The organism is Rahnella sp. Larv3_ips, from assembly GCF_003697865.1.
Classification (GTDB): Bacteria; Pseudomonadota; Gammaproteobacteria; order Enterobacterales; family Enterobacteriaceae; genus Rahnella; species Rahnella rivi.
Genome location: NZ_MJIB01000014.1, coordinates 148,028 through 160,562, shown reverse-complemented (window position 1 = coordinate 160,562; position 12,535 = coordinate 148,028). Strand labels below are relative to the sequence as shown.

Genomic DNA, 12,535 nt, shown 5'->3' with positions numbered 1-12,535 from the left:
CGTCAAACATCGGGTAACGAGGAATTCATGATAACCAGAAAACTGATCATGCACATGACATGTGTTGCATTCGCCACCACCGCAACGGTCGCCTGGGCAGAAGACAGCAGTACACCGGCGTCAAGTTTCACGCTCGGCGTCGGCGTGCAGAATGCGCCGAAATACAGCGGTTCAGACAAGCGCCACACGCTCATAGCCCCGGTGATTCAGGCGCGCGACGGCGCGTTTTTCTTCGACGGCCTGAAAGGCATCGGCTACGACCTGCAAAGCGATAACGGGTTATATCTGGAGCACACTCTGGGTTACAGCCTCGGACGAACCGAAAAGGACTCCACCTGGCGAGACGGTTCAAAAGAGCTGAAGGGCATGGGCTCGATCAAAGCGGTGATGAACACCTCCGTGGCGGTTGGCTGGCAGGCCACCAGCTGGTTTTCGCTGGAGGGGAAAGCCACCTTGCCGCTGACCGACGGGCAGGGCGGACAATATCAGGCATCGCTGACGGTGCTGCCATGGCAGGACGAGACGGATACCGTGGCGCTGCAATCGGCGGCGCTGTTTGGTGACAGCCGTTACATGCAGACGTTTTACGGGGTGAACACCGCCCAGAGTGAACGCAGCGGGTATGCACGCTATCAGCCGGGCGGCGGGTTTTACGGCATCAATACGAATTTAACCTGGAGCCATCAGTTTTCACCGCACTGGGCGACGGTGTTAATCGGCGGATATACCTGGCTTGACGATCATGCTGCCGACAGCCCGATTGTGTTTCGCCGCAATCAGGCCACCGCCTCCGCGGCGCTGCTCTACACCTTTTAACCCCCCGGACAGAGCGCAGGATGAATATCGATACACGGGTTATACTGCTTATATTGCTGCTGTACGCGCTCTTAAACAGCGTATTTTTTGTTTTTTTCCGCGCCTGACAGACAGGGGGGTTTCCCCCCTTTTATCGTCGTCAGGCCTTCTGAATACCGCCCTCCGGCGGTGTCTGCCTGCCCATTTAACAGCAATTTAGTGCCTTATTAATGCCCGCGTAACAGAGTTATGGCAGCATTATCGGTCATAAAATCAGCATGTTATTGATTCATATGAAAAAGAATAAACAATTCTATACAAAATAAGTTATTGAGCCGGGGGCAAAAAAGCCATATATTGGCCGCGTTTTTTCACGGTAGTGACTTCTTTTATTCAATTATTCAACTTAGGCGTTAGCGATAACCCCCGGTTGTAGGAGAGATATGATGACGGATAAAGTCCGTATTGATAATTTAGGTGCGAATTCATTAAATGGAAACAATGAAACCTATTTGGCAAGACAAGCTGAATTTGAATCGAATGTCAGGAGTTATCCACGTAAGTTACCGTTAGCGATTGCCAAAGCCAACGGCGTGTGGATCACCGATGTTGAGAATAATCAATATCTTGACTGTCTGGCAGGCGCAGGAACGTTAGCGCTTGGACACAACCACCCTGACGTGCTGCAAAGCATCCAAAATGTCATTACCAGCGGCTTGCCGTTACATACACTGGATCTGACAACCCCGTTGAAAGATCAGTTCTCTGAATATCTGCTTTCTTTATTGCCGCAACAGGGCAAAGAGTATTGCTTACAGTTCACCGGCCCGTCTGGCGCCGATGCGGTGGAAGCCGCACTGAAACTGGCAAAAAAATACACCGGACGTTCCGGCGTGATCAGCTTCTCCGGCGGCTATCACGGCATGACCCATGGCGCGCTGGCGGTAACAGGTAACCTGTCTCCGAAAGAAGCCGTCAACGGCATGATGCCAGAAGTGCAGTTTATGCCTTATCCGCACCAGTACCGTTGCCCGCTGGGCATTGGCGGTGACGCTGGCGTTAAAGCATTAACCTATTACTTCGATAACCTGATCAATGACGTCGAAAGTGGCGTACGTAAGCCTGCGGCCGTCATTCTGGAAGCCGTTCAGGGTGAAGGCGGCGTTAACCCGGCTCCTGCCGAATGGTTACAGCGCATCCGTAAAGTCACTCAGGAACACGGCATTCTGCTGATCCTCGACGAAGTGCAGGCGGGTTTCTGCCGTACCGGCAAACCCTTTGCCTTCGAACACGCGGGCATTGAGCCGGACATCATCGTGATGTCTAAAGCGGTCGGCGGTGGCTTGCCACTGGCTGTTCTGGGTATCAAAAAACAGTTCGATGCATGGGCACCGGGTCACCATACCGGCACGTTCCGTGGCAACCAGCTGGCAATGGCGACCGGCCTGACCACGCTGAAGCACCTGAAAGACAACAACATCGCAGGCAAAGTCGCTGAACAGGGCGAATGGCTGAAAGGCAAACTGGCCGAGATGCAAAAACGTTACCCGGTCATCGGTAATGTGCGCGGCCTGGGCTTAATGATCGGTATCGAGATTGTTAAACCTGACGAAGCGCAGGATCACATGGGTTGTTACCCGGCCGATGGCGATCTGTCCGCCCTGTTGCAGAAAAAATGCTTCGAAGCGGGCCTGATCCTCGAGCGCGGTGGCCGTAATGGTTGCGTTCTGCGCCTGTTGCCTTCTCTGCTGATCACCAATGATGAGCTGGGTATTTTCCTCGATAAGTTTGAGCAGGCGCTGTTAGCGGCTGGCGTCAAACCTGTCTGAGCGGAGTAAGAGATTCTGATGTCCGAGTTAAACCCGATTCTGGCAGGTTCAGCGCAAAGCACTGAAGCCTACCAGCAGGCCATTGCACAGAGCAGTGAAGCTGTCGTGCAGTGGCTGCAACAACCTGAGATGTATCAGGGCAAAACCGTTGCTGAGCTGCGTGAACGTATCAAACTGGACTTCAATCCAAACGGCCTGGGTAACCAGGCCGCGATTGAACGCGCCATTGAATACTTTTTAAAAGACAGCTTGTCTGTGCACCATCCGCAATGTGTTGCGCATTTGCATTGCCCGAGCCTGGTGGTAAGCCAGGCCGCGGAAGTGCTGATCAACGCCACTAACCAGAGCATGGACTCCTGGGACCAAAGCCCGTCAGCCACCATCATTGAGATGAAGCTGATCGAATGGCTGCGCACTCAGGTAGGTTATCAGGCTGGCGACGCGGGCGTGTTCACCAGCGGCGGCACCCAGAGCAATCTGATGGGACTGATGCTGGCGCGTGACGCCTTCTTCGCCCGTCAGGGACACTCCGTGCAGCAGGACGGTCTGGTCGGCAACCTGCGTAAAATTAAGGTGTTATGTTCTGAAAATGCACACTTCTCCGTGCAGAAGAACATGGCATTGCTCGGCCTCGGCTATCAGTGCGTGACGCTGGTGAAAACCGATGAGTTTGCCCGTATGGATCTCAACGATTTGCGCGAGAAAGTGGCACAGGCGCAAGCCAATGGCGATCAGATCCTGGCCATCGTGGCGACTGCCGGTACCACCGACGCCGGTGCGATCGACCCGTTGCGCGCTATCGCTGAACTGGCGGCTGAGCATCAGATTTGGGTTCACGTGGATGCGGCGTGGGGCGGTGCTCTGTTGCTGTCCGAAAAATACCGCGACTATCTGGATGGCATCGAGTTAGTGGATTCCATCACGCTGGACTTCCACAAACAGTTCTTCCAGACCATCAGCTGCGGCGCGTTCCTGCTGAAAGAAGCGCGTCACTATGAGCTGATGCGTTATCAGGCAGCTTACCTGAACTCTGAGTTTGACGAAGAGGCAGGGGTGCCAAACCTGGTGTCTAAATCACTTCAAACCACCCGCCGTTTCGATGCACTGAAACTGTGGATGGGGCTGGAAGCGTTAGGGCAGAAACAGTACGCCGCGATCATCGATCACGGTGTAACGCTGGCACAGGACGTCGCGCAGTATGTGACGTCTGAAGCCTCTCTGGAACTGGTGATGCAGCCACAGCTGGCAAGCGTGCTGTTCCGTTACCGTCCTGAGCAACTGGCAAACAGCAGCGATGCCGCTGTCGCCCTGCTGAACCAAAAGATCGGCGATGCGTTGCTGGATTCAGGCCGCGCCAACGTGGGTGTCACCGAGCATAACGGCGTGACCTGCCTGAAGCTGACCCTGCTGAACCCGACCGTCACGCTGGACGACGTCAAAGTTCTGCTGGCGCTGGTAGAGAAAACGGCGCAGCAACTGCTGAACGCGTAATTTTTAGTTCTGCGGTAAATAAGTTTTAGTTCTGCGGTAAAAGCGTATTAAAAAGCCGGTAGCATGAAAATGCTGCCGGCTTTTTTTTGTCTCAATGTCAGGCTGAAATCGTCTGATGACGGCCTCATCGCTCACTCAAAAAGCGATCCTCCAGCGTGGCTTCTAAACCGAGCATGGCGTCTTCGGCGTGTTGCATGTGTTCGGTCATGATCTGTTGTACTGCCTCGGCGTCCTGACGGCGCATGGCGTCGATCAGACGGTACTGATAATCGATACCGGCACGGCGCTCTACCGGTTCGGGGCGCTGGTAGATGTCTTTGCAGACCGCCAGATCTTTGAGCAGGCGTTGCAGGAAGTGGCAGATAAACGCCAGCAGGACGTTATCGGAGTAGCTGGCGACCACACCGTGGAAATCGAGTTCGGCCATACGCTGTTCCCAGCGTTCGTTTTCGTCGGCGGGTTCATGATCGTAGACCGCGATCAGCTGATGCAACTGCTCAAAGCCTTTGGCGTCGATGTTGCCGATGGCGCTCACCGCCACCAGCGGCTCCAGCGCTTTACGCAGGGCGTAGATATTGCTGATGGAAAGCTGGCGCGTAAACAGATAATTGGACAGCAAACTCATGGCGCGCGATTCGGTCATCGAATCGATAAACGCACCGCCACCGGGGCCGGTTTTGGTGCGGATCAGCCCCTGAACTTCAAGGGATTTCAGCGCCTCGCGCACCGTGCCTTTGCCCGCCGCGTAGCGGGTGATCAGGTCTTTTTCCTGCGGCAGACGGTCGCCCGGCAGCAGGTTTTCGCTGATGATGCTCTCTTTAATGGCATCGACGATTTCGTCGGTGCGCTTGCGGCGTACCGGTTCGGGCTGGTGTGACGTTTCAGTGCTCATACATCCCTTCATTGGCTCAAACCCTGGGCGCGCTGGCCAGCAGACGTTGGGTATAGTCGTGCTGAGGCGCGTTGAACAGCATGTCATTATCCGCGCATTCTACCAAATCTCCGTGATACATCACCGCCACGCGATCGGCTATCGACTCTACCACCGCTAAATCATGGCTGATAAACAGATAGGAGAGGCCGAAATCACGTTTAAGCTGATCGAGCAGCAATAACACCTGCGCCTGCACCGAGACATCCAGCGCGCTGACCGGCTCGTCAAGCACCAGTATGCGCGCCTCCGCCGCCAGTGCGCGGGCGATAGCCAGCCGCTGCGCCTGTCCGCCGGAAAACTCATGCGGATAACCGGTGAGGGCGTCCGCAGGCATCTGTACCGCGTCCATAAGCTCGCGCATCCGCGCCTGTCGCCGCGCGGCAGGGTAGCCGCACAGATAACGCAGCGGTACGTCCAGCGTATCCGCGATGGTTTTGCGCGGATTCAGTGAGGCCACCGGATCCTGAAACACATACTGGATCATCCGGCCAAAGGCTTTATCGCCGCGTTTACTGTGCGCCGACATCTCTTCGCCCATCAGTGTCACCGAGCCGGAGGTTGGCCGCTCCAGCCCGACCAGCATCCGCGCCAGCGTGCTTTTCCCGGAGCCACTTTCGCCCACCACCGCCAGCGTCTCGCCTTCGGCAAGATGGAAAGAGACACCTTTAACCGCTTCCACCTGATGTTTTTTACCGGAGAACCAGCCTGAACGGCTGCCGAAAGTTTTCACCAATCCGCTGACTTCAATGACATTGTTCATAGTGCCTCCGGCTGCGGTTTTTGTGTGGCATACAGTTCGCCGACCTGTTTGAGGAAACCGCGCCCCTGGCCGAGTTTGGGTACGCTTGCGATCAGTCTGCGGGTGTAATCATGTTGCGGATCGCGCAGCACCGAACGGGTATCGCCGCTTTCCACGATTTCGCCGTGACGCATCACCGCCACGCGGTCACAAATCTGCGCAATAACGCCGAAATCGTGAGTAATGAACAGCAGCGTCAGGCCGCGTTCGCGCCGTAACTGTTGCAGCAAATCGAGAATACGGGCCTGCACGGTGACATCCAGCGCGGTGGTCGGTTCATCGGCAATGATGATTTCCGGGTCATTCGCCAGCGCCATCGCGATACCCACGCGTTGCCGCTGACCGCCAGACAACTGGTGTGGAAACGCATCAAAGCGCGCAGCGGCATCCTCAATGCCTACGCTGACCAGCAGCGACAGCGCTTTGTCTTTCGCTGCACGTTTTGGCATCGCCTGATGCGCCTGAATGGATTCGATGATCTGCGCACCAATGCTGAACTGCGGGTGCAGCGTGGTCAGCGGATCCTGGAAAATGTAGGCCACGCGCGCGCCACGCCGCTGTTGCAGCTGGCCTTGCGACAACCCGAGCATCTCTTCTGCGCCGACATAGATGGCGCCCCCGGTGATTTCACCCGGCGGTGACGAGACCAGCCCCATCACCGACAGCGCGGTGACGCTTTTACCTGAGCCGCTTTCGCCAATCAGCCCCAGACATTCGCCTTTTGCCACGTGGAAGCTGACCCCTTTTACCGCCGCCACTGACTGCCGGCCTGAGCGGAAGCTGACCTGCAAATCCACCACTTCCAGCAGGGCGTCGCTTCCCTTTACGGCGGGCGGCACGGCGGAACGCGTTACGGTGGTCACCGCGCGGGCGCGCAGCAAAATACCGGATTTAAGACGCGGATCCAGCAGATCGCGGATGCCGTCGCCGAGCAGGTTAAAACTCATCACCAGCAGGAAAATCATCAACCCCGGCACCACGGAGACGTGCGGCGCACTGAACATTTGCGCGCGACCCTGACCGAGCATCGAGCCGAGATCCGCATTTGGCGGTTGCGTACCCAGCCCGAGGAATGACAACCCGGCGGTTTCTAAAATCATCCAGCCGACGGTGGTCGACATGGTGACCACCACCACGGGCATCACGTTGGGCAGCACTTCGGTGAGCAAAATTTGCAGATGATTTTTACCGGACAGCCGCGCCGCCTGGATAAAGTCACGCTGCCGCAGGCCGACGGTCAGACCGCGAATGTTACGGGCGAAGAAGGGAATATTGACCACGGCGATAGCGTACAGCGCATTCAGCAGGCCGGGGCCGAGCACCGCGACGATCACCAGCGCCAGCAGGATGTAGGGAAAGGCCATCAGCATGTCGATCAGCCGCATCAGCAGGCTGTCCGTTTTGCCACCGGCGTACCCGGCAACCAGCCCGATCAGCGTCCCCAGCAGCGCGGCCAGCAGCGTGGCGCATATCCCGACCGCCAGCGACACCCGCGTTCCCCACAGCAGACGTGAAAGCATATCGCGCCCCAGCGGATCGGTTCCCAGCCAGTGGCCAGGCGAAAACGGGGGCAACAGCCGGTTAAGTAAATCCGTCGCGTCCGGATCCGGGATCGGCAACAGCGGGGCGGCGAGGGCAGCGGCCACGGCAAGAACCAGCAGCGTCAGGCCGAGCGTTGCCAGGCGGTTAGCCAGCAGCAGCGCCCACAAAGACTGGCGGTAGCGCGGCGCAGGGGAAGTGATGGTCTGGCTCATGATTTTAACCTCGGGTCGAGAAGCGCCTGCAAAATGTCTGCGCACAGGTTGATCAACACATAGGCTGCGGCGGCGACCAGCACGCCGCCCTGAACCAGCAGCAGATCACGGGTGGCAACGGCTTTCACCATCATCGCGCCCAGCCCCGGCCACTGGAACACCGTCTCGATATACACTGCGCCGCCGAGCACGAAGCCCGCCTGAATGCCGATCACCGGGATAACCGACACCAGCGCCATCCGGAACGCATGCTTGTAAATCACTTTGCGTTCAGACAGCCCTTTGGCGCGGGCGGTGCGGATAAAGTCCTGACGCAGCACTTCCAGCATCGCGGTGCGGGTAAGACGGGCGATCACGCCGGTGGCGACTATCGCCAGCGTCACGGCGGGCAGCGCCAGGTGGTGCAGCAGATCCGCCACGTCACCGCCGCCCCAGACCGCATACATCCCGGACGCCGGGAACCATTGCAGCTGCACGGCGAACAGCATGATCATCAGCAAGCCTATCCAGAACGACGGCATAGAAATGCCCAGCAGCACCAGCAGCGTGATGATGCGGTCGCCCCAGCCGAACTGCCTGACCGCCGAGAAAATCCCTGCCAGCAGTCCCAGTACGGTGCTGAGTAACAGCGCGCAGCCGCCGAGCAGCAGCGTTGCACTGAATCGCTCCATCACTTCATCAATCACTGGCCGATTCAGCACGTAGGAGCGGCCAAAATCGCCGTGCAGAATATTGCCCGCCCAGATCAGATATTGCTGATACAGCGGCTTGTTCAGCCCCAGCTCGCGGTTAATGCGCGCCACGTTTTCCGGGGTTGCCCAGGCACCCAACAGCGCCTGCGCCGGGTTCCCCGGAATCATCGCCATGATCAGAAAAACAATTAACGACAACCCGATAAACACCGGAATGGTCGAGAACAGCCTTTTAAGCACGTAACTCCCCATAAACATCTCCGATTACTGTTTGGTTACCCGGTTGAGCAACAGGTTGAAATTAGGTTGCAGCGCGAAATGCTGAATACGCGTGGAGGTCACGGCGTTCTGCTTCCAGTTAGCGACAAAAATCCAGGGGGCATCGTCGTGTACGCGCTGCTGTACTTCGCGGTAAAGGGCGGCGCGGGCGGCGGTGTCCGTGGTCAGACGGGCTTTCTGCAACAGGATGTCGACCTGCGGATTGCTGTAATACCCGGAGTTAAATCCGCCTTTTTTCGGCCAGGCGTCGGTGCGTAAGGTCAGAAATGGCAGGGTGTCCGGATCGTTGGTCATCCACGCCATTTCTGCCATCTGGGTATGGTTATCCAGACCGGCATTGACCTTCGACAGATAGGTATTCCACTCATAGGTTTGGATGGTCACCTTCAGCCCGACCGCTTTGAGATCCGCCTGAATGGCGGTCGCCATCGGAATGGGATCCAGCATGCCCGAACCGCCCTCGGTCACATAAAACGTCAGCGAGGCGCCTTCGGCACCGGCCGCTTTGAGCAGGGCGCGGGCTTTGGCGGGATCATAGGGATAAGGGGAAACGTCTTTGTTGGCGGCCCAGTTAAAGGCGCGGGGTATCGGCCCGTCGGCGACGTCGGCTGAACCCTGCAAAATGTTGTCAGCCAGCGACTGTTTGTTAACCGCATAATTCACCGCCTGACGCACGCGCACATCGTTAAACGGCGGTACCTGCGTATTGAGCATCACGTACCAGACGTGCGGGCCGGTGGTCTGATAGAGACGGAAGCGATTGCTTTTTTGCGCAAACAGTTTGACCGTATCGGGCGGCACTTCCACCATGGCGTCAATGCCGCCGGAAAGCATTTCCGCCACCCGCGTATTGCCGTCGGTAATCGGCCTGAACACCACGTTTTTGACCGCCGGTTTGCCATCCCAGTACGCGTCATTGGCCGTCAGCACCACCCGCTGATTGGCTTTCCACTCGGCAAAACGAAATGCACCGGTCCCCACCGGATGGCGGCCTGCGTCTTTACCGTACTTTTTCACTGCCTCCGGCGAAACAATCAGGCCGGTCGGCGTGGCGAGGTTGGAAAGAAAAGGCGAGAAGGGCTCTTTCAGCGTGAACACCACCGTGTTTTCGTCGGGTGTGTCGATGGATTTAATCGACGAGAAGAAGAACGACAGCGGGAACGGGCCGGTGTTGTGCCACGGATTTTTATCATCCAGCATCCGGTCGAAAGTGAATTTCACCGCGGCGGCATTAAACGGCGTGCCATCCTGAAACGAAACCCCTTCACGCAGATGAAAACGGTACGTCAGGCCATCGGGGCTGATTTCCCAGCGGGTGGCGAGCGCCGGTTCGATATCCAGCTTGCCTTCGCCGTTACGCACCAGCCCGTCGAAGATATTCACCAGAATGCGGGAATCGTTGGCCGCCGTGGCGACCTGCGGATCCAGAGACTGCGGCTCCGCCACCTGACCGATTAACAGCGCATCCGCCGGGGTTTTCGCCTGCACCGAAGCCTGCCACGACAGTGTGCCAAGACAAAGACAGAGCGGGATAACTAACGTTCGCAAAGCTGGCAGCATATCGACCTCGTCGCGTTGTAAAGCCTGTGATGAACACCTTTTTGGGAAATCAGGCGTTGTCCTGTTTATTATTTATGCGTATAAATAAACTGAATTGCAATAATTTATACGCATAAATTTAACCAGACCGTCACGGAGTATTTATGACCTTTTCGATCGTCGCGCGCGATCCGCTCTCAGGGGCGCTGGGCGTCGCTACCGCCACCGCCGGTCCGGCAGTGGGGGCGCTGGTGGTTCACGGGCGGGCGCAGTGCGGCGCGATCGCCACCCAGGCAATGACCAATCCGCTTTATGGCGGGCAGGGGCTGGCGCTGTTGCAGCAAGGTGAAGACGCGGCCAGTGCGCTGAACATGATCCTTGAAAACGATGCCGACGCGGCCAAAAGGCAGGTGCTGATTGTCGACAGTCAGGGCCGGTGTGCCCGCTGGAGCGGCGCCCAGTGCGGTGGCTGGGCGGGAAGCCTTGAAGGAGCAGGGTGCGTGGTCGGTGGCAATTTACTGACGGGGGCGAAAACGCTGGAGGCGATGCTGGCCACTTATCAGGACCGTGACGGCTTGCCTCTCGCCGATCGCCTGCTGGCGGCGATGAACGCCGGAGCGGCCGCTGGAGGTGATCGTCGCGGGCTGAAATCCGCTGCGCTGAAAGTCTGGTGCGACCGGCAGTATGCCAGCGTCGATTTGCGCGCCGACTGGTCGGATTCGCCGCTGGAGATGCTGGCGGAAATCCTGCAACAAACCCGCGCGCCCGCGCATGCTGACTTTTTCGCCGCACTGCCGAAAGGGCAATCAGGCGGTTAAATCGATACAAGGATCGTAGCAAAGACAGGTGACGCTTTTTTACGCGGAAACGGCTTTGCAGGAAAATCCGAGAAACACATAAATTTCAGCCAGTTATGACAATACTGTTGCCAGATAGTTTCATTGCTAGCTTTTTTTTCCTAAAATACCTGTACAACTTTGCATATCTTGTATAACTTTATGGTCACACCAGCAATTATTATTCACACACGTATTAACATAAGGGTTAATCATGCGACAGAATAAACTCAATCCATCGTCTTCTGACACATTTTCTTCACTGTACACTCAGGTTTTTTCTGAGGAAGAAACGATGGGCCGCGTTGTTGTTGAAATTCTGGAAGCAGGCAAAAACCTGAATCGCAAAGCCTTATGTTCCAAGCTTTTAAGCCGCGTTGAAATGGCCGGAAGCGAAGCGGAGGAGAAGCATTATATGAAGCTTATCCACCTGGTACTTGAACGTGATTCTTAATGCCGGGCAGTTATTTTATTAAGTAAAGATTGGTTATATTAGCTATTCAGTTCGACATATTATGCGGGCCTGATTTATTCATCGCCTTAAAACCCTTTACCGCTTACGGCGCAAGGTAATAACTCTGAACCTGAAGCTAATCTGCCGAGGCCTTATGGCCGGCGTAAATTCAGAGGCTGATAATATGTACAGAAGTAACGAAGAAAAATTGACGGACAAACTGATAGGTGAGGCCGTTGTTTCTTTGCTCAAAAGCAAAAAACAAATATCGACCGATAAACTCATTGCGCAATTACAGTATATGGCTGTAAGTGCGGATTCCATTAACCGAAAAAGCGCGTGCGAACAGGTTATTAACGAGATTCGCCATAACATTGCACAAAAGCGCGGGCAAATCAGTTATGAGGTTCGTGACGTCGACAATGTTCGACACTTTTTCAACGCTGAAGGGCCGTCCGATGACAAGAAAAAACATTGAGCCATCTGATTCTGTTATGACTCATTACAACGAAACGATGCCCTCAAACCACTCTCATTCGATGATTGATTCAGCCAGTCATACGGTGATGTATAAGCATTTCGAGAAAGCCGGTGAACTTTATTCCAGCGAAACCGAAGTGCTGGGTGCGGCAATTCGCCTTATTCTGGCAAGCAACGGTGTGGTGACGAATAAAGCCATCATTTTACACCTGATTAATCAGCTCGAAAGTACATCCGATATCGTGCAACTGGATGTTCTGCGTAAAACCCTGGAATTAGTGGTGGGATACACCCCTGATGATTCCGGCTTTTAATTAAACTCAGTGACGGAGAGTATTAAAATGCAAGACGTGTCTTATACTCATGTGAAATTGGCTGATTATATTCTGACGGAAGATCCTGAACTTCTGGTGGGTAATGAAACAGTCATCCGTATCTACAACACGTTAAAAAGCCAGACAGGGCATGTCACCCACAAAGATATTATTCTTTGTCTGATTCAGAAGATTGAACAGGAAAGTGACGCGGATAAGCAGGATGTTTATTTAGAAGCGCTGGAATATGTGGTTTACCGCACCTCGGACGATGATATTGAATAAGCGTTCCCGGACATATTTTGTCAGTCCTGATGCAGGGACGTGTTTCCACGACCC

General features: G+C 55.7%; 13 protein-coding genes. 8 read left to right on the top strand and 5 right to left on the bottom strand.

Going from position 1 to position 12,535, the window contains the following annotated elements:
- Window positions 1-27 precede the first annotated feature (27 nt).
- From ED901_RS17380 to ED901_RS17370, 3 genes are all read left to right on the top strand, one after another.
- Window positions 28-816 carry a MipA/OmpV family protein gene (locus tag ED901_RS17380; RefSeq protein ID WP_122096666.1) on the top strand — a complete coding sequence of 263 codons (789 nt, stop codon included), beginning with the start codon at window positions 28-30 and terminating at the stop codon, window positions 814-816.
- A 422-nt stretch (window positions 817-1,238) separates the two neighbouring features.
- Window positions 1,239-2,624 (top strand): diaminobutyrate--2-oxoglutarate transaminase, encoded by a 1,386-nt coding sequence (locus ED901_RS17375; RefSeq protein WP_056773953.1) that lies wholly within the window; start codon window positions 1,239-1,241, stop codon window positions 2,622-2,624.
- A gap of 18 nt (window positions 2,625-2,642) precedes the next feature.
- Window positions 2,643-4,115, top strand: coding sequence for an aspartate aminotransferase family protein (locus tag ED901_RS17370; protein ID WP_122096665.1), 1,473 nt, complete (start codon window positions 2,643-2,645; stop codon window positions 4,113-4,115).
- A 124-nt stretch (window positions 4,116-4,239) separates the two neighbouring features.
- Here the strand turns inward: ED901_RS17370 and ED901_RS17365 are convergent, their stop codons facing one another.
- From ED901_RS17365 to ED901_RS17345, 5 genes are read right to left on the bottom strand one after another with little or no spacing between them, the layout of a single operon-like run.
- Complete coding sequence (locus tag ED901_RS17365; protein ID WP_122096664.1) at window positions 4,240-5,007, bottom strand: FadR/GntR family transcriptional regulator; 768 nt, start codon at window positions 5,005-5,007, stop codon at window positions 4,240-4,242.
- Between the two features lie 16 nt (window positions 5,008-5,023).
- On the bottom strand, window positions 5,024-5,809 hold the full coding sequence (locus tag ED901_RS17360) for an ATP-binding cassette domain-containing protein (protein WP_122096663.1): 786 nt from the start codon (window positions 5,807-5,809) through the stop codon (window positions 5,024-5,026).
- Window positions 5,806-7,602 (bottom strand): dipeptide/oligopeptide/nickel ABC transporter permease/ATP-binding protein, encoded by a 1,797-nt coding sequence (locus tag ED901_RS17355; protein WP_122096662.1) that lies wholly within the window; start codon window positions 7,600-7,602, stop codon window positions 5,806-5,808. Before ED901_RS17355 ends, ED901_RS17360 begins: the two co-directional genes overlap by 4 nt.
- Window positions 7,599-8,546, bottom strand: coding sequence for an ABC transporter permease (locus ED901_RS17350; RefSeq protein WP_122096661.1), 948 nt, complete (start codon window positions 8,544-8,546; stop codon window positions 7,599-7,601). Before ED901_RS17350 ends, ED901_RS17355 begins: the two co-directional genes overlap by 4 nt.
- A 12-nt stretch (window positions 8,547-8,558) precedes the next feature.
- Window positions 8,559-10,133 carry an ABC transporter substrate-binding protein gene (locus tag ED901_RS17345; protein ID WP_122096660.1) on the bottom strand — a complete coding sequence of 525 codons (1,575 nt, stop codon included), beginning with the start codon at window positions 10,131-10,133 and terminating at the stop codon, window positions 8,559-8,561.
- Between the two features lie 143 nt (window positions 10,134-10,276).
- Between ED901_RS17345 and ED901_RS17340 the strand changes: the two genes are divergently transcribed.
- From ED901_RS17340 to ED901_RS17320, 5 genes are all read left to right on the top strand, one after another.
- Entirely contained in the window at window positions 10,277-10,930 is a 654-nt protein-coding gene (locus ED901_RS17340; protein ID WP_122096659.1) for a DUF1028 domain-containing protein, read from the top strand.
- Between the two features lie 232 nt (window positions 10,931-11,162).
- Window positions 11,163-11,402, top strand: coding sequence for a regulatory protein YcgZ (gene ycgZ / locus ED901_RS17335; RefSeq protein WP_056773978.1), 240 nt, complete (start codon window positions 11,163-11,165; stop codon window positions 11,400-11,402).
- A gap of 154 nt (window positions 11,403-11,556) precedes the next feature.
- On the top strand, window positions 11,557-11,880 hold the full coding sequence (locus tag ED901_RS17330; protein WP_235533417.1) for a hypothetical protein: 324 nt from the start codon (window positions 11,557-11,559) through the stop codon (window positions 11,878-11,880).
- A gap of 16 nt (window positions 11,881-11,896) precedes the next feature.
- Window positions 11,897-12,196: a biofilm/acid-resistance regulator YmgB/AriR gene (locus tag ED901_RS17325; RefSeq protein ID WP_371414322.1), complete on the top strand. Its 300-nt coding sequence runs from the start codon at window positions 11,897-11,899 to the stop codon at window positions 12,194-12,196.
- 27 nt (window positions 12,197-12,223) lie between these two features.
- Window positions 12,224-12,481: a biofilm development regulator YmgB/AriR family protein gene (locus tag ED901_RS17320; RefSeq protein WP_056773983.1), complete on the top strand. Its 258-nt coding sequence runs from the start codon at window positions 12,224-12,226 to the stop codon at window positions 12,479-12,481.
- Window positions 12,482-12,535 lie beyond the last annotated feature (54 nt).